Origin of the sequence: Streptomyces sp. SID13666 (assembly GCF_010548325.1) — a bacterium.
GTDB classification, from domain to species: domain Bacteria; phylum Actinomycetota; class Actinomycetes; order Streptomycetales; family Streptomycetaceae; genus Actinacidiphila; species Actinacidiphila fildesensis.
Map to the genome: position 1 here is coordinate 19,769 of NZ_JAAGLX010000040.1, position 25,355 is coordinate 45,123.

General features: G+C 70.9%; 26 protein-coding genes. 7 read left to right on the forward strand and 19 right to left on the reverse strand.

Going from position 1 to position 25,355, the window contains the following annotated elements; genetic code table 11:
- Positions 1 to 3 precede the first annotated feature (3 nt).
- From G3I60_RS34260 to G3I60_RS34295, 8 genes are all read right to left on the reverse strand, one after another.
- Positions 4 to 702 carry an AAA family ATPase gene (locus G3I60_RS34260; protein WP_138352607.1) on the reverse strand — a complete coding sequence of 233 codons (699 nt, stop codon included), beginning with the start codon at positions 700 to 702 and terminating at the stop codon, positions 4 to 6.
- Positions 703 to 838: 136 nt separating this feature from the next.
- Positions 839 to 1,279: a type II 3-dehydroquinate dehydratase gene (aroQ, locus tag G3I60_RS34265; RefSeq protein ID WP_138352722.1), complete on the reverse strand. Its 441-nt coding sequence runs from the start codon at positions 1,277 to 1,279 to the stop codon at positions 839 to 841.
- Positions 1,280 to 1,284: 5 nt separating this feature from the next.
- A complete protein-coding gene (gene aroB, locus G3I60_RS34270) occupies positions 1,285 to 2,376 on the reverse strand; it encodes a 3-dehydroquinate synthase (RefSeq protein ID WP_138352608.1) in 1,092 nt (363 codons plus the stop codon).
- A complete protein-coding gene (locus G3I60_RS34275) occupies positions 2,373 to 2,888 on the reverse strand; it encodes a shikimate kinase (RefSeq protein WP_138352609.1) in 516 nt (171 codons plus the stop codon). The genes aroB and G3I60_RS34275 overlap by 4 nt, the downstream gene beginning before the upstream one ends.
- The gene (gene aroC / locus G3I60_RS34280) at positions 2,885 to 4,069 is read right to left on the reverse strand and encodes a chorismate synthase (protein ID WP_164296840.1); all 1,185 of its coding nucleotides are present in this window, start codon (positions 4,067 to 4,069) and stop codon (positions 2,885 to 2,887) included. Before aroC ends, G3I60_RS34275 begins: the two co-directional genes overlap by 4 nt.
- A 172-nt stretch (positions 4,070 to 4,241) precedes the next feature.
- Entirely contained in the window at positions 4,242 to 5,087 is an 846-nt protein-coding gene (locus G3I60_RS34285; RefSeq protein WP_343241756.1) for a shikimate dehydrogenase, read from the reverse strand.
- Between the two features lie 71 nt (positions 5,088 to 5,158).
- Complete coding sequence (locus tag G3I60_RS34290) at positions 5,159 to 5,392, reverse strand: hypothetical protein (protein WP_164296825.1); 234 nt, start codon at positions 5,390 to 5,392, stop codon at positions 5,159 to 5,161.
- Positions 5,389 to 5,541: a DUF397 domain-containing protein gene (locus G3I60_RS34295; RefSeq protein WP_343241758.1), complete on the reverse strand. Its 153-nt coding sequence runs from the start codon at positions 5,539 to 5,541 to the stop codon at positions 5,389 to 5,391. Before G3I60_RS34295 ends, G3I60_RS34290 begins: the two co-directional genes overlap by 4 nt.
- Positions 5,542 to 5,952: 411 nt before the next feature.
- Between G3I60_RS34295 and G3I60_RS47140 the strand changes: the two genes are divergently transcribed.
- Complete coding sequence (locus tag G3I60_RS47140; protein WP_369334872.1) at positions 5,953 to 6,234, forward strand: RICIN domain-containing protein; 282 nt, start codon at positions 5,953 to 5,955, stop codon at positions 6,232 to 6,234.
- Between the two features lie 174 nt (positions 6,235 to 6,408).
- On the opposite strand, the gene mltG is transcribed toward G3I60_RS47140, so the two are convergent.
- The 5 genes from mltG to G3I60_RS34325 form a co-directional block, all read right to left on the reverse strand.
- Positions 6,409 to 8,226 (reverse strand): endolytic transglycosylase MltG, encoded by a 1,818-nt coding sequence (gene mltG / locus G3I60_RS34305; RefSeq protein WP_164296845.1) that lies wholly within the window; start codon positions 8,224 to 8,226, stop codon positions 6,409 to 6,411.
- A gap of 120 nt (positions 8,227 to 8,346) precedes the next feature.
- Entirely contained in the window at positions 8,347 to 8,811 is a 465-nt protein-coding gene (ruvX, locus tag G3I60_RS34310) for a Holliday junction resolvase RuvX (protein ID WP_138352613.1), read from the reverse strand.
- 2 nt (positions 8,812 to 8,813) lie between these two features.
- Entirely contained in the window at positions 8,814 to 11,483 is a 2,670-nt protein-coding gene (alaS, locus tag G3I60_RS34315; RefSeq protein ID WP_164608124.1) for an alanine--tRNA ligase, read from the reverse strand.
- Positions 11,483 to 11,839, reverse strand: a complete 357-nt coding sequence (locus G3I60_RS34320) for a DUF6167 family protein (protein WP_138352615.1) — start codon at positions 11,837 to 11,839, stop codon at positions 11,483 to 11,485. The genes alaS and G3I60_RS34320 overlap by 1 nt, the downstream gene beginning before the upstream one ends.
- 6 nt (positions 11,840 to 11,845) lie before the next feature.
- A complete protein-coding gene (locus tag G3I60_RS34325) occupies positions 11,846 to 12,280 on the reverse strand; it encodes a DUF948 domain-containing protein (RefSeq protein WP_138352616.1) in 435 nt (144 codons plus the stop codon).
- A 182-nt stretch (positions 12,281 to 12,462) separates the two neighbouring features.
- Here G3I60_RS34325 and G3I60_RS34330 point away from each other — a divergent pair, with 182 nt between their 5' ends.
- A complete protein-coding gene (locus G3I60_RS34330; protein WP_164296848.1) occupies positions 12,463 to 14,613 on the forward strand; it encodes an AAA family ATPase in 2,151 nt (716 codons plus the stop codon).
- 23 nt (positions 14,614 to 14,636) lie between these two features.
- Here the strand turns inward: G3I60_RS34330 and rpsD are convergent, their stop codons facing one another.
- Positions 14,637 to 15,248 carry a 30S ribosomal protein S4 gene (gene rpsD / locus G3I60_RS34335; protein ID WP_138352618.1) on the reverse strand — a complete coding sequence of 204 codons (612 nt, stop codon included), beginning with the start codon at positions 15,246 to 15,248 and terminating at the stop codon, positions 14,637 to 14,639.
- 124 nt (positions 15,249 to 15,372) lie between these two features.
- Between rpsD and G3I60_RS34340 the strand changes: the two genes are divergently transcribed.
- Both G3I60_RS34340 and G3I60_RS34345 read left to right on the forward strand, forming a co-directional pair.
- Complete coding sequence (locus G3I60_RS34340; RefSeq protein WP_138352723.1) at positions 15,373 to 16,101, forward strand: DUF2470 domain-containing protein; 729 nt, start codon at positions 15,373 to 15,375, stop codon at positions 16,099 to 16,101.
- Positions 16,102 to 16,111: 10 nt separating this feature from the next.
- Positions 16,112 to 16,411 carry a YciI family protein gene (locus G3I60_RS34345; RefSeq protein WP_138352619.1) on the forward strand — a complete coding sequence of 100 codons (300 nt, stop codon included), beginning with the start codon at positions 16,112 to 16,114 and terminating at the stop codon, positions 16,409 to 16,411.
- 34 nt (positions 16,412 to 16,445) lie between these two features.
- Here G3I60_RS34345 and G3I60_RS34350 read toward each other — a convergent pair whose 3' ends face one another.
- From G3I60_RS34350 to G3I60_RS34365, 4 genes are all read right to left on the reverse strand, one after another.
- Entirely contained in the window at positions 16,446 to 17,795 is a 1,350-nt protein-coding gene (locus tag G3I60_RS34350; RefSeq protein ID WP_164608126.1) for a replication-associated recombination protein A, read from the reverse strand.
- Between the two features lie 10 nt (positions 17,796 to 17,805).
- Complete coding sequence (locus G3I60_RS34355) at positions 17,806 to 18,525, reverse strand: gamma-glutamyl-gamma-aminobutyrate hydrolase family protein (protein ID WP_138352621.1); 720 nt, start codon at positions 18,523 to 18,525, stop codon at positions 17,806 to 17,808.
- Positions 18,526 to 18,622: 97 nt separating this feature from the next.
- On the reverse strand, positions 18,623 to 20,122 hold the full coding sequence (gene eat, locus G3I60_RS34360; RefSeq protein WP_164296851.1) for an ethanolamine permease: 1,500 nt from the start codon (positions 20,120 to 20,122) through the stop codon (positions 18,623 to 18,625).
- Positions 20,123 to 20,239: 117 nt separating this feature from the next.
- Complete coding sequence (locus G3I60_RS34365; RefSeq protein WP_164296853.1) at positions 20,240 to 20,995, reverse strand: FadR/GntR family transcriptional regulator; 756 nt, start codon at positions 20,993 to 20,995, stop codon at positions 20,240 to 20,242.
- Positions 20,996 to 21,069: 74 nt separating this feature from the next.
- Here G3I60_RS34365 and G3I60_RS34370 point away from each other — a divergent pair, with 74 nt between their 5' ends.
- From G3I60_RS34370 to G3I60_RS34380, 3 genes are read left to right on the forward strand one after another with little or no spacing between them, the layout of a single operon-like run.
- Entirely contained in the window at positions 21,070 to 22,431 is a 1,362-nt protein-coding gene (locus G3I60_RS34370; protein ID WP_164608128.1) for a glutamine synthetase family protein, read from the forward strand.
- A 12-nt stretch (positions 22,432 to 22,443) separates the two neighbouring features.
- A complete protein-coding gene (locus tag G3I60_RS34375) occupies positions 22,444 to 23,811 on the forward strand; it encodes an aldehyde dehydrogenase family protein (protein ID WP_164296856.1) in 1,368 nt (455 codons plus the stop codon).
- 6 nt (positions 23,812 to 23,817) lie between these two features.
- The gene (locus G3I60_RS34380) at positions 23,818 to 24,609 is read left to right on the forward strand and encodes a 3-oxoacyl-ACP reductase (RefSeq protein ID WP_138352626.1); all 792 of its coding nucleotides are present in this window, start codon (positions 23,818 to 23,820) and stop codon (positions 24,607 to 24,609) included.
- Between the two features lie 57 nt (positions 24,610 to 24,666).
- Here G3I60_RS34380 and G3I60_RS34385 read toward each other — a convergent pair whose 3' ends face one another.
- Positions 24,667 to 25,305 carry a vitamin K epoxide reductase family protein gene (locus tag G3I60_RS34385; RefSeq protein WP_164296858.1) on the reverse strand — a complete coding sequence of 213 codons (639 nt, stop codon included), beginning with the start codon at positions 25,303 to 25,305 and terminating at the stop codon, positions 24,667 to 24,669.
- Positions 25,306 to 25,355: the final 50 nt, after the last annotated feature.

Sequence of the window (25,355 nt, forward strand, 5' to 3'; positions counted from 1 at the left end):
GGGCTACCAGACGGGCGGGCCCTGGACGCTGCGGGCCACGACCCGGTCCAGCGCCGCGGCCGCCGCGACCACGTCGAGCTGCGAATTGTCGATGATCGGCAGCCCTGATCCGTACCAGCCGGCCATCCGGCCGTGGATCCGGGCGACCTCCTCGTCGGACAGCCGCCGGTTCCCGTTGCGCGCGGCGTTGCGGGCCAGCACCACGTCCAGGCCCGGGAGCAGGACGACGGGCAGCAGGCCGGGGCCGACGTGCCGCTTCCAGCCGCCGAGGCCGACGACCGGCCGGTCCGGGAAGACCGCGTCGTCGATGATGCACGATATGCCGTTGGCCAGGAAGTTCCGGGCCGAGAAGCCGCAGGTGCGGCGGGCCAGCCGGTACTGGGCTTCGGAGTGCTCGTTCCAGCCGGCCTGCGGGTCCGCGAAACCGGAGCGGACCCACTCGCGGACGTCGTCGAGGCTGATGTGGGCGGTCGGTACGCCGCGGTTGTCCGCCCAGTGCCGGGCGATGGTGGTCTTGCCGGCCCCGGCCGCGCCGATCAGCAGGACCGCCACGGGCCCCGGGCCGCCGCCCGGCGGCGAGCCGCCGGAAGCGGCGGGCAGCTGGACCGGGCCGGCGGCAGGCAGGGGGAAGTGGCCGGTGGTGCTGGGGGCCGGCTGAGGTCCCGGCCGGCCGGGCTGCGGTGCCCCCACAGCGTGCTGCATCCCGTCCCACTCCATCTCGTGCCGGAGGTTCTGCTTCCGTGACGGCCGGGAACAGGCCGTTCGAACCGAACCGTACCGTCCCCGGAGGCTCTTGTGTGAACGGCCGGGGAGCGGCACAGGTGCCCGGACGGCGATGTCAGCCGGTGATCTCCTCCGCCAGGGCGCGCAGCGCCAGCCGGTAGGAGCCGATGCCGAAGCCGGCGACGGTACCGGTGGAGACGGCCGCGATGACCGAGGTGTGGCGGAATTCCTCACGGGTGTACGGGTTCGAGATGTGCACCTCGATGAGCGGAGCGGTGCGCTGCGCCGCCGCGTCCCGGATCCCGTACGAGTAGTGGGTGAACGCGCCCGGGTTGATGACGACCGGGATCCGGCCGTCGGCCGCCTCGTGCAGCCAGCGGATCAGCTCGCCCTCGTCGTTGGTCTCGCGGACCTCGACGTCGAAGCCGAGCTCCTTGCCGAGGGTGGTGCAGGCCTCGACGAGCCCGGCGTACGAGGTGGCGCCGTACACGTCGGGCTCGCGGGAGCCGAGCCGGCCGAGGTTCGGCCCGTTCAGCACCAGGACGCGGCCGCTCACCCCGGTCACTTGGAGACCTCCGCGTAGGCGGCCACCAGGACCGCCGGGTCCGGGCCCTCCAGGACGGTGGGCTTGGCCAGCCCGTCCAGCACGATGAAGCGCAGCAGGTCACCGCGGGACTTCTTGTCGACGCGCATGGTGTCCAGCAGCTTCGGCCACTGGTCCCCGCGGTAGGTCAGCGGCAGCCCCACCGACTCCAGGACGGTGCGGTGCCGGTCGGCGGTCGCGTCGTCCAGCCGGCCGGCCAGCCGGCCCAGCTCGGCGGCGAAGACCATGCCGATGGAGACCGCGGCGCCGTGCCGCCAGTTGTAGCGCTCGTTCTTCTCGATGGCGTGCGCCAGGGTGTGGCCGTAGTTCAGGATCTCGCGCGGGCCGCTCTCCTTGAGGTCGGCGGAGACCACGTCGGCCTTGACCTGGATGGAGCGCACGATCAGCTCGGCGGTGTGCTCGCCCTGCGGCGTACGGGCCCCGGCCGGGTCGGCCTCGATCAGGTCCAGGATCACCGGGTCGGCGATGAAGCCGGCCTTGATGATCTCGGCGAGGCCGCTGATGTAGTCGTTGGGCGGCAGCGAGTCCAGCGCCGCGAGGTCGCACAGCACCCCGGTCGGCGGGTGGAACGCCCCGACCAGGTTCTTGCCCTCGGCGGTGTTGATGCCGGTCTTCCCGCCGACCGCCGCGTCCACCATGCCCAGCACGGTGGTGGGGACGGCGATCCAGCGCACTCCGCGCAGCCAGGTCGCCGCCACGAAGCCGGCGATGTCCGTGGTGGCTCCGCCGCCGACGCCGACGATCACGTCGGTGCGGGTGAAGCCGGTCTGGCCCAGCGCCTTCCAGCAGTAGGCGGCGACCTCGACGGTCTTGGCCTCCTCGGCGTTCGGCAGCTGGATCGCGATGGCCTCGAAGCCCTGCTCGGCGAGGTCAGCGCGCAGCGCCTCGCCGGTGGCGGCGAGCGCCTCCGGGTGCAGGACCGCGACCCGCTTGGCGGCCGGCCCGATGAGGGCGGGCAGCTCGGCCAGCAGCTGGCGTCCGACCAGCACCTCGTAGGGTTCCGTACCCGCGGTGCCGGCGATCGCGATACGGGTGGGGTTCTCGCTCATGCGTCCTTCAACTCCAGTGCGTCGAGGACCGCTTCGGCAGCGTCCTCGGGGGTGCGGTCGTCGGTGGAGACGACCGCGCGGGCGACCTCGGTGTACAGCGGACGGCGCTTCTCCATCAGCTCGCGCCACTGCTGGCGCGGGGCGACGGCGAGCAGCGGGCGTGGGGCGTCCAGCCCGACCCGCTTGACGGCGTCGTTGACCCCGACGTCCAGGAAGACCACCGGGCGGCCGCGCAGCAGGCTGCGGGCGACCGGCGACATGATCGCTCCGCCGCCGAGCGCCAGTACGCCGGTGTGCTCGGCGAGGGCGTCGGTGACCGCGGCCAGTTCGAGCTGCCGGAAGTGGTCCTCACCGTCGTTGATGAAGATCTCCGGGATGGACTTGCCCGCGGTCTGCGCGACATCCGCGTCGGTGTCCCGGTAGGTGGTGCCGAGCCGGGCCGCGAGCAGCATGCCGACGGTGGTCTTGCCCGCACCGGGCGGGCCGACGAGGACGACCAGCGGCCCGGTCAACGGATCGCCAGGTTCTCGAGGTACCCCTGGACGTTGCGCCGGGTCTCGCCCACCGAGTCGCCGCCGAACTTCTCCGCGACCGCGTCGGCGAGCACCAGCGCGACCATGGCCTCCGCGACGATCCCGGCGGCCGGCACCGCGCAGACGTCCGAGCGCTGGTGATGGGCCGCGGCGACCTCACCGGTGGTGACGTCGACGGTGGCCAGGGCGCGCGGCACCGTCGCGATCGGCTTCATCGCCGCCCGGACCCGCAGCAGCTCACCGGTGCTCATCCCGCCCTCGGTGCCGCCGGAGCGGCCGGTGGAGCGGCGGATGCCCTCGGGGCCGGGCACGATCTCGTCGTGCGCCTGCGAACCCGGCACCCGGGCCAGCCCGAAGCCGTCGCCGACCTCGACGCCCTTGATCGCCTGGATGCCCATCAGGGCGGCGGCCAGCCGCGCGTCGAGCCGGCGGTCCCAGTGGACGTGGCTGCCGAGTCCGACGGGAACGCCGTACGCCAGCACCTCGACGACTCCGCCCAGGGTGTCGCCGTCCTTGTGGGCCTGGTCGATCTCGGCGACCATCGCGTCGCTCGCGTCGGAGTCCAGGCAGCGCACCGGGTCGGCGTCGAGCCGGGCCTCGTCGGCGGGCACCGGCAGGACCCCGTACGGGGCCTTGGCCGCGGCCAGTTCGACGACATGGCTGACGATCTCGATGCCCGTCGTCTCCTTGAGGTAGGAGCGGGCGACGGCGCCCAGCGCGACGCGGGCGGCGGTCTCCCGGGCGCTGGCGCGCTCCAGGATCGGCCGGGCCTCGTCCAGCGCGTACTTCTGCATACCGGCGAGGTCCGCGTGGCCGGGGCGCGGGCGGGTCAGCGGCGCGTTGCGCCCCAGACCGGCCAGGATCTCCGGGTCGACGGGGTCGGCCGCCATGACCTGTTCCCACTTGGGCCACTCGGTGTTGCCGACCATGATGGCGACCGGGCTGCCCATGGTCAGGCCGTGCCGTACGCCGCCGAGGAAGGTGACCTCGTCCTGCTCGAACTTCATCCGGGCACCGCGGCCATAACCCAGCCGCCGGCGCGCCAGCGCGTCCGCCACCATCGCCGTGGTGACGGGTACGCCGGAGGGCAGCCCCTCCAGCGTCGCGACGAGTGCGGGACCGTGCGACTCCCCCGCGGTCAGCCAGCGCAACCTGCTCAACGGTGCTCCTCTTGCTCGCGCCTCGAACGTCCGAAATTCAACGGCACGGCCGGGTGCGCGGCCCTGGCCCGCCACCACCGATCCTCCCACGGCCGGGGCGGACGTCCCGCCTCCGGTCCAGGTTGTGGACGTGGCGGCGCGGCGGGCTCAGAACGGGTGGACGCCGCCGGTGTCAGACACCCAGTGCCGCCTCGCCGGCGGCGCGCATCGCCGCGAGCGGTGCGGGCGTCCGGCCGGTCATCCGCTCGACCTGGAGCACGGCTTGGTGCACCAGGAGGTCGAGGCCGCCGACGACCTCGCCACCGCGGGCCGTCCAGGCCGCCGCGAGGGCGGTCGGCCACGGGTGGTACAGCACGTCGAAGAGCGCGCCCGGCCGCTCCGGCACGAACTCGGCGAGGCCGTCGGTGGCGCCCGCCGGGGTGGTGGCGATCACCAGCGGTGCCTCGAAGGCCTTCGCCGCGTCGCCCCAGTCCTCGGTGCGCACCCGCACGCCCAGCCGTTCGCCCCACTCGCGCATCTCGGCGGCACGCGCGGCGCTGCGCACGTACACGGTGACCTCGCCGGCGCAGATCCGGGCGAGCGCGGCCAGCGCGGACGAGGCGGTCGCCCCGGCGCCGAGCACGACCGCGGACTCCACGCTCGTCACACCGTGTTCGCGCAGCGCGGCGGCGATTCCCGGGATGTCGGTGTTGTCGCCGGTCAGCCGGCCGTCCGCGGTGAAGACCACGGTGTTGACGGCCTCGACGGAGGCCGCGGTGGCGCTGACCTCGTCCAGCAGCGGGATGACCGCGCGCTTGAGCGGCATCGTCAGCGACAGCCCGGCCCAGCTGCCCGGCTCCCCCGTGCCGTCCCGGAGCCCGGCCAGGAAGCCGGGCAGCGCAGCCTCGTCCACCTCGAAGGGGTCGTAGCGCCAGCCGCTGAGACCGAGCTCGGCGTACGCGGCCCGGTGCAGCACCGGTGAGAGCGAGTGGGCGATCGGCGATCCCAGAACTGCTGCCCGGCGCTGCTCCACGTTCACGTTGCCCGTTTCCGTTCCGCCGGTCCCGCTGCCTCCCGAGTGAGGCGCGCGGTCATGCCCGGTCCCGCTGATCACCCCAGAATACGGATGGGCAGCGTCAGCCCAATGTCGATCCGCTGGTTGCCTCCCTGGGCACCCACATCGTGCAGGCATACGCTGCTTAGCCGGACGTTGACGTCCACGTTCCGCCGAGCGGCCGTAGCGGCGTCGGGATGCACCTTCTCGGGGCAGCGTGCGGGGCCGGGCAGCAAACCAGCCGCGCAACCGATCTTCTCGACCAACGCCGATTGGTCGTGGGCGGTCATACCGCCCGGAACGCGTCGCGCTTCACGTCGGCAACGAACGCCGACCACGCTTCGAAATTGAAGGCCACGACTGGACCGGCGGGGTCCTTGGAGTCCCTTACCCCAGTCCGGTCCAGGAGGGATGCGGCTTCGACACAGTCGCCCTTCACCAGTACGCCGATTTATGCGTTCAGGCGAGACAAAGCGCTGCCACATGTCCGATATAAGCATAGAATCTCACCCATTTCCACAAGTCGAAGGTATCTATAGCGCTACGATCCCCTTCTAAATGTTTCCAAAAAAGATGCTCTTCCATGGCGCCTCGCGGGCATGAGATGATCACTACTTCATGCAAACAAAGGAGATTCCATGTCTTCAAGAAAGTCCATAGCGATCGCAGCGGCATTCATATTTATATCCATAACGTGCGGTGGTGTGGCGAATGCCGCTCCCAGCGGATCCGGGGTGATCGGAAATCTTCGGGTCAATTGGTCTCCGAAATGCCTGACCCCATACGGGAACGGAACGGCAAATGGAACTCGCATAACCGTATGGCCTTGCAATGGGGGCGCCAGTCAACAATGGCATTGGGGGGCAATCTTTATCAACTCGTGAACAATGCGAGCGGAAAGTGCCTCACTCCCTACGGAAACAGCAGCAAAAGTGGCGCCCAACTCACTCTCTGGCCTTGCAATGGTGCCGAAGTCCAAAACTGGCGAACAAATAGTGGCGCCATCGGCCTCCGCGGCTACAGTAGTAATCAGTGGATAACCGGCGCAAATTGGAGCCTCGAAAACGGAACCAATGTTATCCAAGAAGATTATTATGCGGACGCTTCGCAAGACTGGACCGCCCAGTTCTAAGCAATTGCGCTATGAATCTCTATGATCCATTGATCGCTGGTGTCGTCTCGCAGCACAGCTATCGAGCGGGTCCGATCCTGATGCTGGACCGCAAGACCAGCTCATAGAGACGCAGGGCTTCGTCGGGGTGCCGTGCAGCCGGCTCCCCGCCGAAGCCCTCCACATGTCTTGCCGCTAGCCCTTGTACTGCCTGGCGAGTTTGTCGTGTTCTGCCAAGGTCTTGGTGAACTGAGTCTTCTTCCCGTCCAGCGAGATGAAGTAGTACCAGTCACCGGGCTCGGGATCGATGGCTGCCTTCAGCGCGTCGATACTCGGGTTGCCGATCGGGCCGGGCGGAAGACCCGCGTTGTGGTACGTGTTGTACGGGTCGTTCAGCTTACGCATTTCGGCAAGATTCAGCTTTGTGTTGTGCTGGTTCTTGATGTAGTTGAATGTGGAGTCGAACTCGAGCTTGCCATTGGTCTCGGTGTTCTTCGGATTCAGGCGGTTGTAGACAACGCGCGACATCTTACGGAAGTCGTCCGTCGTCTTTCCCTCGGCCTGCACCAGGCTCGCGACCGTGATGACTTCGAGCGGCGACTTGAGGCCCAGCTTCGTCGCCTCGCCCGCGAGGTCGTACTCCGCGTACCGCTTCGAGGCTTCCTTGACCATCTGGCTCAGTACTTCCTCGGGCTTCATGCCCTTTCCTACGCTGTAGCGCGTGGGGAAGAGGAAGCCTTCCAGCGGGTCCTTGATATTCGCGGCTGAATTCGCCCAGGCTGGCAGACCGAGACTCTTGGCCTTGGCGATCGCCACACCCTTGGTCGTACCCGCCGCGAGTCCCAACTTGTTGTCGATCAACGCGTAGACCTGAGTGTCGCGCCATCCCTCGGGAATGATGATGGCGCTCTGCTTGGACGGGTCGGTCATCATCGTGACCGCCGCCGCCGCCGACATCTCCTTGTGGAGGAGGAAGATGCCGGCCTGGATGCTCTTGCCCTTGGGGTTCTTGCCGGCCGCCGCGGTGAAGGCGTCGACGCTCTTCACCACGCCCGCCGCCTTGAGGATGTTGCCCATGTCCGTGAGCGTCGAGCCCTTTTTGATCTCGACCTGTACGTCGCCGGTGCCCTCGCCCGAGAAGTCGGGTGCCGCGCCGAAGTGGCTCTCGTAGAACTGGTAGCCGAAGTAGCCGGCACCGCCGATGCCGCCGCCAAGGACCAGCAGGACGACCAGGCAGGCGCAGCCGCTGCGGCGCTTCTTGCCCTCTTTCTTGCCGCCCTTGCCGCCACGCTTGCGTCCACCGCGGCCGGCCGGGGTGTCGTCGTCCGGCTCTTCCTCGTCCGTGTCGTCGGCGAAGAAGGCGTGCGTCTCCGGCTCGGACTCGGCCTCCCAGTCGCCGGTGTTGTCCGGGGCGGACCGCATCGGCTGCTGGGGCTGCTGCTCCGGCGGCTGCCGGTGCTGCGGCTGCTGCGGGGGCGGGTAGCCGCCCTGGCCGTAGAAGTCGGGCTGCTGGGCGCCGTAGGGATCGGCCGGCGGCTGGCCGCCGTAGGGATCGCCGGGGTTGGCACCGTACGGGGCGGACGAACCTCCGGAGGTGTCCCAGTCGTTGTACTGCTGCTGGCCCTGCTGGAGGTGCTGTTGCTGCTGCTGCGGGTACTGCTGGTGCTGCTGGGGGTACCCCTGCTGCGGGTACTGCTCCTGCTGGGGGTACTGCTGCTGTTGCGGATTCTGCGGGTATTGCTGCTGTTGGGGGTTCTGCTGCTGGTTCTGGGGGTATTGCTGCTGTTGGGGGTTCTGCTGCTGGTTCTGGGGGTATTGCTGCTGCGGGGGGTACTGCTGCTGGGGAGCCTGCTGACCGTTGTACGGGTACTGCGGCTGCTGCCCGGTGGCGTAGGGGTCCCAGTCGTCCTGCGGCTGCGGCTGGCGCGGCTGCTGCTGGTACCCCTGGTCACCGAAGAGCGGGTCCTCGGGATGCCACGGTTCGGAGCCGGAGCCCCGGCCATAGTCAGTCATCGATCCCCTTGGTACGCGTCGGTACGCGGGGCGATCGCATCCTCGGAACTGGCCGCCCCTTGCGAAACGGGCGGCGCCAGGTGGCGCCGCCGTGTCGCGCGGAACGTTACCGTACCGCGATCAGATGACCACTTCGACGCTCTCCCCCGCTGGTTTCCCCGACACCCGTTCGGTCTCGAGGGCGCTCTGCAGGATGACGATCGCGGCTGCCTGATCGACCACCGCACGGCCCTTCTTGGCCTTGACGCCCGATGCCCGCAGGCCCTGGGTGGCGGTGACCGTGGTCATCCGCTCGTCCACCAGCCGCACCGGGACGGGCGCGATGATTTTTGCCACATCCTGCGCGAACGCCCGGACCTTGACCGCCGCGGGACCCTCGTTCCCGCTCAGCGAGCGCGGCAGCCCCAGGACGACCTCGATCGGCTCGTACTCCTCGATGATCGCCGCGAGGCGGCGCAGCGCCGCCGGGACGTCCCGCCCCGGAACCGTCTCGACCGGTGTCGCGAGGACCCCGTCGGGGTCGCACGAGGCGACCCCGATCCGGGCATCCCCGACATCGACGGCGATACGCCTGCCTCTGCGCACCGTCAGGCCTTCTCTTCGACCAGGCGCTGGACCGCGGCGACGGCCTCGTCCACGGCGGCCGGGTTCTGGCCGCCGCCCTGCGCGACGTCGTCCTTGCCGCCTCCACCACCACCGAGGGTCTTGGCGGCGGACCTGACGAGTTCACCGGCCTTGATACCGCGCTCGCGGGCGGCCTCGTTGGTGGCGATGACGGTGAGCGGGCGGCCGTTGGCCACGGTGAACAGCGCGACGACGGCGCGCCGGCCGCCCCCGATGCGCTGCCGCACGTCCAGGACGAGCTTGCGCAGGTCGTCGGCGCCGGTGCCCTCCGGCACGGTGCCGGTGACCAGGGCCACGCCCTTGATGTCCTGGGCGCCCTGCGCCAGTCCGGCCGCGGCCTGCAGGACCTTGTCGGCGCGGAACCGCTCGATCTCCTTCTCCGCGTCCTTGAGCTTGGCGAGCATGCCCGAGATCTTGTCGGGCAGCTCCTCGGGACGGCCCTTCACCAGCTCGGTGAGCTGCGCGACGACCGTGTGCTCACGGGCCAGGAACTTGTACGCGTCCACCCCGACCAGCGCCTCGACCCGGCGCACTCCGGAGCCGATGGACGACTCACCGAGCAGCTTGACCAGCCCGAGCTGGGCGGTGTTGCCGACGTGCGTACCGCCGCACAGCTCCTTGGAGAAGTCGCCGATGGTGACCACGCGGACCCGGTCGCCGTACTTCTCGCCGAACTCGGCGATGGCGCCCTGCTTCTTGGCCTCTTCCATGCTCATGACCTCGGCGGTCACGTCGAGCTCCCGGGCGAGCACCTCGTTGATCTTCTGTTCGACGTCGGTGAGCACCGTGCCGGGTACGGCGGCGGGCGAGCCGAAGTCGAAGCGGAAGCGCCCCGGGGAGTTCTCCGAACCGGCCTGGGCGGCGGTGGGGCCGAGCGCGTCCCGCAGCGCCTGGTGCGTGAGGTGCGTCGCGCTGTGCGCGCGGGCGATGGCCCGGCGGCGCACCAGGTCGATCTGGGCGAGCGCGCCGGCGCCGAGGGTGACCTCGCCGACCTGGACGACGCCCTTGTGCACGCTGACGCCGGCCACCGGCTGCTGCACGTCGCGGATCTCGATGATCGCGCCGGTGTCGATCCTGATCCGGCCGGTGTCGGCGAGCTGGCCGCCGCCCTCGGCGTAGAACGGGGTGCGGTCCAGGACGATCTCGACCTCGTCGCCCTCGTGGGCGGCCGGCGACGGGACACCGTCGACGAGCAGTCCGACGACGGTGGCCTCGTTCTGGTTGGAGCTGTAGCCGGTGAACTCGGTGGTGCCGGAGCGGTCGGCGACCTCACGGTAGGCCGAGAGGTCGGCGTGGCCCTGCTTCTTGCCGCGGGCGTCGGCCTTGGCGCGGTCCCGCTGCTCCTTCATGAGCCGGCGGAAGCCCTCCTCGTCCACCGACAGGCCCTGCTCGGAGGCCATTTCGAGGGTGAGGTCGATCGGGAAGCCCCACGTGTCGTGCAGCAGGAACGCCTTGTCGCCGGAGAGGACGGTGCCGCCGGCGGCCTTGGTCTCACTGACGGCGGAGTCCAGGATGTTGGTGCCGCCGCTGATCGCCTTGAGGAAGGCGACCTCCTCGGAGAGGGCGACGGTCTCGATGCGCTTGCGGTCGGTGACCAGCTCCGGGTACTGCTCGCCCATCGTCTTGATGACGGTGTCCACGAGCTCGCCGACGACCGGCCCGGTGGCGCCCATCAGCCGCATGTTGCGGATGGCACGGCGCATGATGCGGCGCAGCACGTAGCCGCGGCCCTCGTTGCCGGGGGTGACCCCGTCGCCGATGAGCATCACGGAGGTGCGCATGTGGTCGGCGACGACGCGCAGCGAGACGTCGGTGCCGTGCTCGGCGCCGTACCGGACACCGGTGAGTTCGGTGGCCGTGTCCATCACCACGCGCAGGGTGTCGGTCTCGTACATGTTCTGCACGCCCTGCAGGATCATCGCGAGGCGTTCGAGGCCGAGGCCGGTGTCGATGTTCTTCGACGGCAGCTCGCCGAGGATCTCGAAGTCGTCCTTGCCCTGGCCGGGGCCGCGCTCGTACTGCATGAAGACCAGGTTCCAGATCTCCACGTAGCGCTCGTCGTTGACGGCCGGGCCGCCCTCCTCGCCGAACGCCGGGCCCCGGTCGTAGTTGATCTCGGAGCAGGGTCCGCACGGTCCGGGGACGCCCATGGACCAGTAGTTGTCGGCCTTGCCCAGGCGCTGGATCCGCTCGGCGGGGACGCCCACGACCTCGCGCCAGATGCGCTCGGCCTCGTCGTCGTCCAGGTACACGGTGACCCAGAGCTTCTCGGGCTTCAGGCCGTAGCCGCCGTCCGCCACGGAGCTGGTGAGCAGCTCCCAGGCGTACGTGATGGCGCCTTCCTTGAAGTAGTCGCCGAAGGAGAAGTTGCCGCACATCTGGAAGAACGTGCCGTGCCGGGTGGTCTTGCCGACCTCTTCGATGTCGGGCGTCCGCACGCACTTCTGCACGCTGGTGGCGCGCTCGAAGGGCGGCTTGACCTCGCCGAGGAAGTACGGCTTGAACGGGACCATGCCCGCCGGGACCAGCAGCAGCGTCGGGTCGTCGGCGATGAGGGACGCCGAGGGCACGACCGTGTGCCCGCGCTCCTCGAAGAAGCGCAGCCAGCGGCGGCGGATTTCTGCCGACTCCATCAGTGATTGTCCTTCCGGTTGTACGACTGCTTGTGCGACTGCTTGTAGGACTTCTGGGGGTGTGACTGCTGCGGGAGCGGCTGCGGTGCGTCGAGTTCGGCCCGGCGCTGCCCGGGGAGGTCTCCCTCGGCGGCCTCCAGGCCCAGCGCGTCCTTGAGTTCGATCTCGCGCTCGGTCATCCCGGCGCGCACGTCCTGGGCGAAGAGCCGCAGGCGGGCGCCGGTTTCGAGCGCCTTGTCGGCCGCCGTCGCGGCGAGGCTGTCCGGGGAGAGCCTGCGCACCGCGCGGTTGACCTTGGTGGTGGCCCAGACGCCCGCGGCGGCGCCGGTGAAGAACCAGAACAGGCGGCGGAACATGGTGTGTCAGCCCTTCGAACGGTTGCGTCGGCTGCCGCGCCGGGCGGCCGGCAGCGCCTTGCCGACCACGACGGTGCGGGTCTTCCCCGCGCCCTTGGCCTGCAGGCCGACCGCGCGCCGCACCCCGTAGCCGAAGGCGGCGACCTTCACCAGCGGCCCGCCGAAGGTGGAGGCCACCGTCGAGGAGAGCGCGGAGGCGTTGGCGGTCACCTCGGCGACGTCCGCGGTGATCGTGTCGACCCGGTCGAGCTGGGTGTGCGCGGAGCGGAGCGCCGAGGTCGCCTCGCCGAGCAGCGGAACGGCCTGTTCGGTGACGTTCGCGACCAGTTCGGTGGTCTTCCTGAGCGTCTGGGACAGCCGGACGAGCGCCACCGCCAGGAACGACACCAGGATCGCCCAGAAGACGGCCACGATCAGGCCGGCCACCTCTCCACCGGACACGTTGCTGCGCTCCCTCACCGTCACCACTTCACAACAACAATCAGCTACCGACCCTATCGCGCCCGGCCTCGGCGTTCGTACCGCATTCCCGGCGCGGCGGCAGCGTCGCAGGGTAGTGCCCCGGGCCCCCGGAGGTGGCGTGATTGTACGTTCCGCTTACCACCCCGTACTCTCCGTAGACCATGGACACTGCGGGAAACCTCCCCGCCGAGCTGAACAGCTTCGTCGGGCGGGCCGCCGAACTCTCGGCCCTCGCCGGTTTGCTGGAGCAGGCGCGGCTGGTCACCATCACCGGGGTCGGCGGCGTCGGCAAGACCCGGCTGGCGGTGCGGACGGCACGGCAGGTGGCCGGCAGGTTCCCCGACGGGGTGTGGCTCGTGGAGCTGTCCGCCCTGTACAACGCGGAGCTGCTGGAACACAGCCTGGCCGAGGCGCTGAAGCTGGCCGACCACACCGGACGGCCGCCGCGGACCGCGCTCGCCGAGGAACTGGCCGAACGTGAACTGCTGCTGGTGCTGGACGGTTTCGAGCATGTGGTGCGGGAGTGCGCGGAACTCGTCGCGGAACTGCTGCGCCGGGCGCCCGGGCTGCGGGTGCTGGCCGCCGCGCGCCGGCCGCTGGGCATCACCGGCGAGCACACCGTCCCGCTGGCGCCGCTGCCCGCGGCGGCCGCGGACGGTGACGCCGTCCGGCTGTTCGCCGACCGGGCGGCCGCCGTGCTGCCGGGCTTCACGGTCACCGCGGCCGACCAGGAGGCCACGGTGGAGCTGTGCCGGCGGCTGGACGGCATTCCGCTGGCGCTGGAACTGGCGGCGGGCCGGCTGCGGGCGCTCTCGGTGGACCAGGTGCTGCAGCGCCTCGACGACCGTTTCCGGCTGCTGACCGGCGGCGACCCCAGCGCGCCGACCCGGCATCACACACTGCGGACCGCGATCGGCTGGAGCCACGAACTGTGCACGCCCGCCCAGCGGCTGCTGTGGGCCCGGCTCTCGGTCTTCGCCGGGCTGTTCGACCTGGAGGCCGCGGAGTACGTGTGCTCCAGTCCCGATCTGCCCGCCGAGGACGTCATGGAGACGGTCGCCCAGCTGGTGGCGCAGTCGGTGGTGGCCTGCGAGGCGGGCGTCGGCTACCGGATGCTGGAGACCGTCCGCGAGTACGGCGCCGGCTGGCTGGAGGCGCTGGACGACACGGAGCGCATGCAGCGCCGGCACCGCGACTGGTACCTCGGGCTGGCCACCTGGTGCGAGCTGGACTGGTTCAGCCCCCGGCAGGCCGAGGTCGCCGCCCGGGTCGAGACGGATCTGCCCAATCTGCGGCTGGCGCTGGAGTTCAGCCTCAGCGGCGCCGAGGATCCGCACGTGGGCCAGTACCTCGCGGCCACCCTCTGGTTCTACTGGGTGGGCTGCGGCCGGCTGTCCGAGGGCCGGCTCTGGCTGGCCAGAGCGCTGGAGCTGGAGACCTCGCACGCCGAGGCGCGGGCCAAGGCGATGTGGGTGTACGGGTATGTGGCCGTGCTGCAGGGCGATCCGGTGTGCGCGCTCGGCGTGCTGCAGGAGTGCCGCGACGAGGCCGCGCTGACGGGCAACGCGCCGGCCTCGGCGTACGCGGTGCACCGGCTGGGATGCCTCGCGCTGCTGTCGGACGACATGGTCAGGGCCGAGGAGCTGATCGGGGCGGCGCTGGACGCCTACCGCGAGATCGGCGAGCTCAACAGCAATGTGCTGATGGCGCAGGTCGAGCTGGCGATGGCGGTCGCCTTCCGGGGCGATCTCGAGCGGGCGGTGGCGCTGAGCGAGGAGGTCCGCGACATCTGCCGCGACCACGGTGAGCGCTGGGCGCTGGCCTACGCGCTCTATGTCCTGGGGTACGCGGCCTGGCTCGGCGGGGACCCGGCCACCGCCCGGGAACTGGTCGAGGAGTGCCTGGTCATCGACCACGCCTTCCACGACCTGGTCGGCGCGGTGCTCGCCATCGAGCTGCTGGCGCTGATCACCGAGGGCGAGGGCGCGCCGTACGAGGCGGCGGTGCTGCAGGGCGCGGCCGGCCGGCTCTGGCGCTCGGTGGGCCTGCGGCTGTTCGGCTCGCAGTTCTTCAACGCGCCGCACGAGCTGTGCGAGAAGCGGGCCAGGACCGCCCTGGGCGATGCCGCCTACGAGGCGGGGCTGGCTGAGGGCGCGCGGTTCGGCCTGGACGCGGCGGTGGCACGGGCGCTGCGCGAGCTGCCGGCGGAGCAGCCGCCGGAGCGGCTCGGCACGGTGGCGCGGGTGGCCGGCCCCCGTACGCACGAACCCGCCGCCTCCCCTGCCGTGGGCGGCGGGGAGACGGCGGGCTGAGAAGTACGGGGGCTCTCGCTGGATCAGCGGGCGTAGTACTCGACGACGAGCTGCTCGTCGCAGATCACCGGGATCTCGCGACGGTTCGGGTCGCGGTCCAGGCGGAAGGCCAGGGCCTGCAGGTTGACCTGCAGGTACTTCGGCGTCTCGCCCTCGCCGGCCCAGCCACCCTCACGGGCGACCTGGAACGGGGTCTTCTCGCGGCTGCGCTCGCGGACCATGACGACGTCGTCGGGGCGCACGCGGAAGGAGGGCTTGTCGACCTTGCGGCCGTTGACCTCGATGTGACCGTGCACGACCATCTGCCGGGACTGGTAGATGGTGCGGGCCAGACCGGCCCGCAGGACGAGCGCGTCCAGACGGCGCTCCAGCTCGATGATCAGCGCTTCGCCTGTCTTGAGGTCGACCTTCCGAGCGCGGTCGTAGGCACGGCGCATCTGCGTTTCGCTGATGTCGTACTGGGCACGCAGACGCTGCTTCTCGAGCAGACGGGTCTTGTAGTCGCTGTTCTGCTTGCGACCGCGACCGTGCTCGCCGGGCGGGTAGGGGCGGGCCTCGAAGTACTTGACTGCCTTCGGGGTCAGCGCGATGCCGAGCGCACGCGACTTCTTGACCTTGGGACGCGACTGGTTCACGTGGAACGATCCTCCATGTAAATTAGGTAAGGCTTACCTTAGCTGAGGAGATCGCATGATTCGACCCGGGAACCCCATGCCTGCGCACGGTCAGCCGCGCCCCGACGTGGACGATGCGCTCCGGATGCCATCGGCAGCCGAACGCGCGCGAACTCTAGTCGAGGGTAACCCGTCGGCTGTCCTGGTCATTCCCGGGCTGGACCCCGTACTGCCCGGTCAGATGGTCCCCGAGATGCGCAGCGTCGGCCCCGAGGGCGACGTGTTCCTGCTGTTCCCGGTGGATTCCCCGGCCGTGCGGGCCGCCACCCACGCCGAGGCCGACGAGCTGACCGCTGTGCTGGAGATCACGGACGTCGCACCGGTCTCGGTGCCGTACCGGATCCGCGGGCGGGCCTGGATCGCGGGCTGGCTGACGCCGGTGCGCGACGAACCGGTCGTGCCCGGCACCGCGCTGCTCCGGCTGGAGGTCGGCGAGGCGTCCGTGGACGACCTGTGGGGCGCGGAGCAGGTGGAACCCGACGAGTTCGCCGACGCCACCGCCGACCCGCTGGCGGCCCACGAGTCCGAGCTGCTCCAGCACCTGGCCGCCGCGCACGAGGACCAGGTGGGGTGGCTGTGCGGGCTCGTCGGCGGCTACGGCGGACGGGGCCCCGAGTGCGCCGGCACCCGGACGGCGGTGCCGGTGGCGCTGGACCGCTTCGGGCTGCGGGTCCGCTTCACCGACCCCGACGGCAGCTTCGACGCGCGCTTCGACTTCCCCGAACCGGTGCGCGGCCACGAGGAGTTGCACCACGCGATGCACACCCTCTTCGACGCGGCCCGCGCCTCCGCGGACGATCTTCACGGGGCGTAGCCTGACTTTCATGTTCGTACTCGACATCACGTACACCGCCCCCGTGGAGCAGGTCGACGCCGTCCTCGCCGATCACGTCGGCTGGCTGGACCTGCAGTACGCGGCCGGGGCTTTCCTGGCCTCGGGCCGCAAGGAGCCGCGCGAGGGCGGGGTGATCCTCGCGGTGGCCCGGGACCGGGCGGCGATCGAGGAGATCGTCTCCGGCGACCCGTTCGTCACCGCGGGGGTCTGCGCCTACCGGATCACCGAGTTCCTGGCCACGAAGACGGTGCCGGCGATGGCGGAGTACCGCCAGGAACTGCCGGTCTGATCACGGGCCCGGCCACTTCGCCCTGCCGGCGGGGTCACTCCCCCGACAGGCGTTCCCGGACGCGGTCGAGGACGTCGGCGTACCGGGCCTCCGCACCGTAGCGGGTGGGCTCGTAGTAGCGGCGGCCGTGGATCTCGTCGGGGGCGTACTGCTGGGCGGCGATGGCGCCGGGCAGATCGTGCGGGTACTGGTAGCCCTGCGCGTGGCCGAGCTTGGCCGCGCCCTTGTAGTGCCCGTCGCGCAGATGCGGCGGCACCGGCCCCGCCAGGCCCTTGCGCACATCGGCGAGCGCCGCGTCGATCGCCATGTACGCCGCGTTGGACTTCGGCGCCAGGGCGAGCGCGATCGCGGCCTGCGACAGGATGATGCGCGCCTCGGGGAAGCCGATCATCGCGACGGCCTGCGCGGCGGCGACCGCGGTCTGCAGCGCGGTGGGGTCGGCCATGCCGACGTCCTCGCTCGCCGAGATCATCAGCCGGCGGGCGATGAAGCGGGGGTCCTCCCCCGCCTCGATCATGCGCGCCAGATAGTGCAGCGTGGCGTCCACGTCCGAGCCCCGGATGGACTTGATCAGGGCGCTCGCCACGTCGTAGTGCTGGTCGCCGTCCCGGTCGTACTTCACCGCGGCCTGGTCGACGGACTCCTCCAGCGTGCTGAGGGTGATCTCCGCTTCGCCCTTGGCGATGGCCGCGCCGGCGCCCGCCTCCAGGGCGGTCAGGGCCCGCCGTGCGTCCCCGCCCGCGATGCGCAGCAGATGGGCCTCGGAGTCGGCGGGGAGCGTGACGGCGCCGCCGAGACCGCGCTCGTGGGTCAGCGCCCGGCGCAGCACTCCGCTCAGGTCCTCGTCGGTGAGCGGCTCCAGGGTGAGCAGCAGCGAGCGGGACAGCAGCGGGGAGATGATCGAGAAGTACGGGTTCTCGGTGGTGGCCGCGATCAGGGTGACCCAGCGGTTCTCGACGGCCGGCAGCAGCGAGTCCTGCTGCGCCTTGCTGAAGCGGTGGATCTCGTCCAGGAAGAGCACCGTCTCCCGGTCGTAGCCGCCGGACTGCCGCTTGGCGCTCTCGATGACCGCGCGGACCTCCTTGACGCCCGCGGTGATCGCCGAGAGCTCGACGAAGCGCTTGTTGGTGGCCTTGCTGACCACGTACGCGAGCGTCGTCTTGCCGGTGCCGGGCGGGCCCCACAGGATCACCGAGGACGGCCCCGCCGGGCCGCCGCTGCCCTCGCCGACGAGCCGGCGCAGCGGTGCTCCCTGCTTGAGCAGATGCTGCTGGCCGACCACCTCGTCCAGGACGCGCGGACGCATCCGCACGGCGAGCGGGCTGTTGCCCGGCTCCCTCTCCTGGCGTTCCTCGGCAGCTGCGGTGAACAGGTCGGGCTCCATTCGTCCGAGCCTATGGCACGGGTGTGACAGCGCCTCCTGCCGCGGCCAGCAGCGCCCGCACCAGCCGCGGGTCGGAGCCCATCTCGGGGTGCCACTGCACGCCCAGCGCGAAGCCGGGCCCGGGCAGCTCGACCGCCTCCACGGTGCCGTCCTCGGCGTACGCGCTCACCGTCAGACCGGCGCCGAGCGAGCCGACGGCCTGGTGGTGGTAGGTCGGCACCTTCTCCGGGGCCGGGGTGATCCGGGCCAGCAGGGTGCCCGGCACCGGTGTCACGACGTGGTCGCCGAAGACCCCCGGCGTGACGGCGTGCCCGTCGTGGCCGACCTGCTCCGGGAGGTGCTGGACGAGCGTCCCGCCGCACAGCACGTTCAACAGCTGCATCCCGCGGCACACGGCCAGGACGGGTGTGCCGGAGTCGATCGCGGCCCGCAGCACCGCCAGTTCCCACCGGTCGCGCTCGCGCGCCTGCGGCCCGGTGCGCGGATGGCGCGGTTCCCCGTAGAGCGAGGGTTCGACGTCGGGGCCGCCGGCGACGATGACGGCGTCCATCCTGGCGACCGCCGCGGCCGCGACGTCGGGATCGTCCGGCGGCAGCAGCGCGGCGATGCCGCCCGCGGCGCGGACCATGCGGGGGTAGACCTCCGGCAGGAGTACGGCGCTGGTCTCCCAGACGCCCCACCTGGCGGTGTCGAGATAGGTCGTGACGCCGACCAGCGGCTGCTCGGGCATGAACTGATCCTCCTGGATGACGGGGTCGATTGTGGCGCGGACGGCTGCCGGGCGTCCGGAGCCGCGCGGGTGTCGCGCGGGTGTCGCGCGGCGGCCGTCAGTCCCGTGCCAGCTCGGCCTCGGCGGCGGCCAGTGCTGCGAACTCCTCCTCGGGGGCGGAGGCGACCAGCCGCTTGCGGCTGTAGAGGGCGAAGTAGGCGATGGCCACGGCGTAGACGGCGAGTGCGGTGAGGGCCGCGTCGATGTCGACCAGGAACGTGGCGACCACGGCCGCGACGGCGAGTACGAAGGCGACGGCGGAGGTGACGATGCCGCCGGGGGTGCGGTAGGGCCGGTGCAGGGCGGGCTCGCGCAGCCGCAGCACGATGTGCGACAGCGCCATGAGGACGTAGCTGACCGCCGCGCCGAAGACCGCCATGTTCAGGACCTTGGACCCGTCGTCGGCGTTGGCCGCAGCCAGGACGAAGCCGATGGTGCCGGGGACCACCAGCCCCAGGTACGGGGCCTTGCGCTTGCTGGTCAGGGAGAGGAAGCGGGGCAGATAGCCGGCCCGGGACAGGGCGAACAGCTGCCGCGATCCGGCGTAGATGAGCGAGAAGAACGAGGCGACCAGACCGGCGAGACCCGCGTAGTTGACGATCTGGCTCAGTGCGGAGGACTTCCCGTCGTTGGCCGTCTGCAGCGCCTCGACCAGCGGGTTCCCGGACTCCTTGAGCGCGTCGGCGCCGCCCGCTCCGACCGTCGGAAGCAGGGTGATGACGGCGAGCACCACGAGGATGCCGATGGAGAGCGCCATGGCCCTGGGCAGGCTCTTCACCGGGTCCTTGGTCTCCTCGGCGGCGAGCGGAACGCCTTCGACGCCCAGGAAGAACCACATTCCGAAGGGGAACGCGGCCCAGATCCCCATCAGGCCGAAGGGCAGCCAGGATCCGGCGCCGACCGCGTCGGTCACCTTGATGTCGTTGAGCCGGCTCGCGTCGAAGGAGCCCAGGGCTCCGACGGCGAAGACCACCAGCGCGAGGACGGCGACGGCGGTGACGACGAAGCTGAACCGCAGCGCCTCGCCGACGCCCCACAGATGCACGCCGATGAAGATCACGAAGCAGGCGAGGAAGACCGGCCAGCCGGAGGTGAGCCCGAAGAGGTTGAGGGACTCGACGTAGGCACCGATGAACGTGGCGATGGCGGCGGGCGCGAGCACGTACTCGATGAGGATGGCGGTACCGGTGAGGAAGCCGCCCCAGGGTCCGAGGGCGCGGCGGGCGAAGCCGTAGCCGCCGCCGGCCGTGGGCAGCACCGAGGACATCTCGGCGAGCGAGAAGACCAGGCAGGTGTACATCAGGCCCATCAGGGCGGTGGCGATGGCCAGTCCGCCGAAACCGCCCTCGCGCAGGCCGAAGTTCCAGCCGGAGTAGTCGCCCGAGACGACGTAGGCGACGCCGAGTCCGGTGAGCAGCAGCCAGCCCGCGGTGCCGCGGCGCAGGGTGCGGCGCTCCAGGTAGTCGTCGCCGCCGGGTGGGGCGCCGGGCGGGGTCGCCGTCGCCGTGCTGCCTGCCGTGCTGCCTGTTGGGGACGGTGAATCGCCGGGCTGGGGCATGCGTCACTCCCGTACGGGACGAGGGGTAAAGGTTTGAACGCATACCTTTACGGCTGTCGCGGAGATGCGCAAGCCCCCGGCAGGGACCGGCCGGCCGGTTCGCCGGCCACGGCGGGGTCAGGCGAGGAAGCCGCGCAGCAGGGCCGCGGTGCCCTCGGCGTGCTCGCGCATCACCGCCGCCGCGGCCTCCTCCTCGCCGTCGAGAATGGCCTCGACCAGCGCGGTGTGCTGGCCCTGCGAGTGTTCGAGGTTGCGTACCAGGATGGGGATGCAGTCCAGGAGTTCGTTGACCTGGGCGCGCACCGCGGCGTACTGCGTGACCAGCGAAGGGGAGCCGCAGAGCTCGGCGATGGCCAGGTGCAGCAGGGTGTCGGCGCGCCGGTAGTCGGCGGTGGGCGCGTCGCCCGTCTCGCGCAGCCGGCGGCGCAGCAGGTCCGCCTGCTCCCCGGTCAGTTCGGTGCGGGCGCAGAGACCGGCCGCACCGACCTCCAGGACTTCGCGGAAGCGCAGCACGTCGTCCAGGCCGCCGGTGCCCAGTCCGGCCGCCCTGCGCCGCAGTTCGTTCTCCGCGTCCGCCCGGCCCGCGCCGTGGGACGGCGGCCGGTTGCGGACGAAGGTGCCGCCGTGCCGGCCGCGGCGGGTCTCGACCAGCCCCTGCTCGTGCAGGACCTTCAGTACCTCGCGCAGGGTGACGCGGCTGATCCGCAGCCGTTCGGCCAGTTCGCGCTCGGCGGGCAGCCGCTCGCCGTCGGGCACCAGACCGAGCCGGACGACCTGGAGCACCTGCTCCAGCGCCTCCTCGAAACCATTGCCGCCGCGGACCGGCCGCAGCACCGAGGCGAGCGGATCCGCGGAGATTTGCTGCTCACTCATGCGCGGGCCCCTTCCCAATCAATGGTTCCAACCCATACCTTAGTGCTTCCGCCCGATCCGAGAGGACCTCCCTCGTGGCAGATCGCACACCCCCCCTGTCCGTCGACGCCCTGCGCGCCCTGGTGGCAGCGGGGAAGATCCACACCGTCATCCTCGGCTTCGCCGATATGCAGGGGCGGCTGCAGGGCAAACGATTCGCCGCACCGTTCTTCCTCGACGAGGTGCTGGCCCACGGTACCGAGGGCTGCAACTACCTGCTCGCGGTGGACGTCGACCTCAACACCGTCGACGGCTACGCGATGTCCTCCTGGGAACGCGGCTACGGCGACTTCGCCATGCACCCCGACATCAGCACCCTGCGCCACGTCCCCTGGCAGGACGGCACGGCGCTGCTCATCGCCGACCTCGCCTGGAACGACGGCAAGCCGGTGGTCGCCGCGCCCCGGCAGATCCTGCGCCACCAGCTGGGCCGGCTCGCGGACCAGGGCTGGACCGCCCATGCCGGCACCGAGCTGGAGTTCATGGTCTTCCGCGACACCTACGAGCAGGCATGGGACGGCGGCTACCGCGGCCTGACCCCCGCCAACCAGTACAACGCCGACTACTCGGTGCTCGCCACCTCCCGCGTCGAGCCGCTGCTGCGCCGGATCCGCAACGAGATGGCCGGGGCGGGCCTGACCCCGGAGTCCGCCAAGGGCGAGTGCAATCTCGGCCAGCACGAGATCGTCTTCCGCTACGACGAGGCGCTCGTCACCTGCGACCAGCACACCGTCTACAAGACCGGGGCCAAGGAGATCGCCGCCCAGGAGGGCGCCTCGCTCACCTTCATGGCGAAGTTCAACGAGCGCGAGGGCAACTCCTGTCATATCCACCTCTCCTTGCGGGACGAGGCGGGACGCCCTGTCATGGCGGGCGAGGACGGCGAGATGTCGCCCCTCATGCGGCACTTCCTGGCCGGGCAGCTCGCCGCCCTGCGCGACTTCTCCCTGTTGTACGCGCCCAACATCAACTCCTACAAGCGTTTCCGGCCGGGCTCCTTCGCCCCCACCGCGGTCGCCTGGGGCGTCGACAACCGCACCTGCGCGCTGCGCGTCGTCGGGCACGGCGCCTCGCTGCGCCTGGAGAACCGCGTCGCGGGCGGCGACGTCAACCCGTACCTGGCCGTGGCGGGCATGGTCGCGGCGGGTCTGTACGGCATCGAGCACAAGCTCGAACTGCCGGAGGCCTGCACGGGCAACGCCTACACCGCCGACTACGCGCAGGTGCCCGGCACCCTGCGGGAGGCCGCCGGACTGTGGGCGGCCAGCCCGATCGCGCGGGAGGCCTTCGGCCAGGACGTCGTCGACCACTACAGCAACATGGCGCGGATCGAGCAGGAAGCGTTCGACACCGCCATCACGGACTGGGAGCGGTTCCGCTCCTTCGAGCGGATGTAAGGAAGCAGCCCCGTGACCGAGCACCACCAGGTACTCAACCCCGCCACCGAGGAGGTCGTCGCCACGGTCGCGGCGACCACCCCGGAGGGCGTGGACACCGCCGTCGCCGCGGCGGCCAAGGCCCAGCAGGGCTGGGCGGCGCTGGCCCCGGCCGACCGGGCGCGCGGCCTGCGCCGGTTCGCCGCCGAGGTCGACGCGCACGCCGAGGAGCTCGCCGCGCTGGAGGTCCGCGAGGCCGGCCACACCCTCGGCAACGCCCGCTGGGAGGCCGGGAACGTCCGTGATCTGCTCGACTACGCCGCCGGCGGCGTGGAACGGCTCAGCGGCCGGCAGATCCCGGTCGCCGGCGGCATCGACCTCACCTTCCACGAGCCGATCGGCGTCGTCGGCGTCATCGCCCCGTGGAACTTCCCGATGCCGATCGCCGCGTGGGGCACCGCCCCGGCGCTCGCGGCGGGCAACGCCGTCCTGCTCAAACCGGCCGAGACCACCCCGCTGACCGCACTGCGGCTGGCCGAACTCGCCCTGTCCGCGGGCCTGCCCGAAGGGCTCTTCCAGGTACTACCCGGCGCGGGCCCGGTCACCGGGACCCGGCTCGTCGAGCACCCGGACGTGCGGAAGATCGTGTTCACCGGCTCCACCGCCGTCGGCAAGCGGATCATGGAGCAGTGCGCACGTCAGGTGAAGCGGGTCACCCTCGAACTCGGCGGCAAGAGCCCGAACATCGTCTTCGCCGACGCGGACCTGGAGAAGGCCGCGGCGGCGGCCCCGATGGCGTTCCTGGACAACGCGGGCCAGGACTGCTGCGCCCGCACCCGGATCCTGGTCCAGCGGGAGGTCTACGAACGGTTCCTGGAGCTGCTGGTCCCGGCGGTCGAGGCCGTCCGGGTAGGCGACCCGTCGGACCCCGCCACCGAGATGGGCCCGCTGATCTCGGCGGTCCAGCGGGAGCGGGTCCGCTCGCTCGTCACGGACGACCTGCCGGTCGCCGCCCGCGGCAGCGCCCCCGAAGGACCCGGCTTCTGGTACCCGCCGACGGTGCTGGCCCCGGTCGGCGCCGCCGCCCCCGCCGCCACCGAGGAGATCTTCGGGCCGGTCGCCGTCGTCCTGCCCTTCGAGGACGAGGCGGACGCACTGCGGCTCGCCAACGCCACCCGCTACGGGCTGTCCGGCTCGATCTGGACCCGCGACCTCGGCCGGGCCCTCCGGATGTCGCGCGGGGTCGCGGCGGGCAACCTGTCGGTCAACAGCCACAGTTCGGTCCGCTACGCGACGCCGTTCGGCGGCTTCGGGGAATCCGGCCTCGGCCGGGAACTGGGCCCCGACGCCCTCGCCGCCTTCACCGAGACCAAGAACGTCTTCATCAGCACTGAGGAGTAGCAGCGCATGTCAGAGCCATCCACCACCGAAGTCTGCCGCCGCCTCGTCGGCCGTACCGCGGTCATCACCGGCGCCGGCAGCGGCATCGGGCTGGCCACCGCACGCCGCTTCGCCTCCGAGGGCGCGAACGTGGTCGTCGCCGATATCGACGAGGGGTCGGGCAAGGCCGCGGCCGAGGAGGTCGGCGGGATCTTCGTCAAGGTCGACGTCACCGACCCCGAGCAGGTCGAGGCGCTGTTCAGGACGGCGTACGACACCTACGGATCGGTCGACATCGCCTTCAACAACGCCGGGATCTCGCCGCCCGACGACGACTCGATCCTCACCACCGGCCTGGACGCCTGGCGCCGGGTCCAGGAGGTCAACCTGACCTCCGTCTACCTGTGCTGCAAGGCCGTGCTGCCGTACATGCAGCGGCAGGGCAAGGGCTCGATCATCAACACCGCGTCGTTCGTGGCCAAGATGGGCGCGGCCACCTCGCAGATCTCCTACACGGCGTCCAAGGGCGGCGTCCTGGCCATGACCCGCGAGCTGGGCGTGCAGTTCGCCCGCGAGGGCATCCGGGTCAACGCGCTGTGCCCCGGCCCGGTCAACACCCCGCTGCTCCAGGAGCTGTTCGCCAAGGACCCGGAGCGCGCCGCCCGCCGGATCGTGCACATTCCGGTGGGCCGCTTCGCCGAGCCGACGGAGATCGCCGCCGCGGTGGCGTTCCTCGCCAGCGACGACTCCAGCTTCATGACGGCGAGCGAGTTCCTCGTGGACGGCGGCATCGGCGGGGCGTACGTCACCCCGCAGTAGCCGCGGGCCCCGCCGCGCCCGGAGGACGGGTGCGGCGGGCCTACCGGGCCCCCGGGCTCAGATGAGCGTCTTCCAGTACGACCACCAGCGGGTCAGGATCAGCATCGCGATGATGCCGTACCAGAGCACCGGCACGACCCAGTGGAACTCCAGGACCGCGCTACGCACCCCGGCCGGGACCTTGATGATGCCGTGCTTGATGTTGTGCACGGCCGTGTACCAGAAGAGCGCGATGGTGACGACCCAGGCCAGGGAGCACCACAGGCACAGGGAGTTGATGTTGTACAGCGACTGGTACTGCAGCCAGGTCACGAACCCGACGCCGAACAGGGTGCCGGCCTGCAGGCCGAGCCAGAACCAGCCCCGGTAGCGGGCGCCCGCGAGCACACCGACGCCGATGCACACCACGATCGGGTAGGCGATCAGGCCGATCATCGGGTTCGGGAAGCCGAACGCGTGGGCCTGTTCGCTCTTCATGATGTTGCCGCAGGAGATGATCGGGTTCAGGCTGCAGCCCGGGACGAAGTTCGGGTCTTCGAGGAGCTTGAACTTGTCCCAGGTGATCACGAAGGACGCGAGCGTGCCGAGCGCGCCGCAGATCACCAGCAGCCACGCGAAGGGACGTCCCGCCCCGATGGTGTTCCCGGTCTCGCGGTCACCGTCGGTGAGAGTCTGGTCGAGCGCCGAAGTCGTCATATCGCCGTTCCGTAGATCCGTCGTTATCCCGCGCGACCTTCATTGTGCAC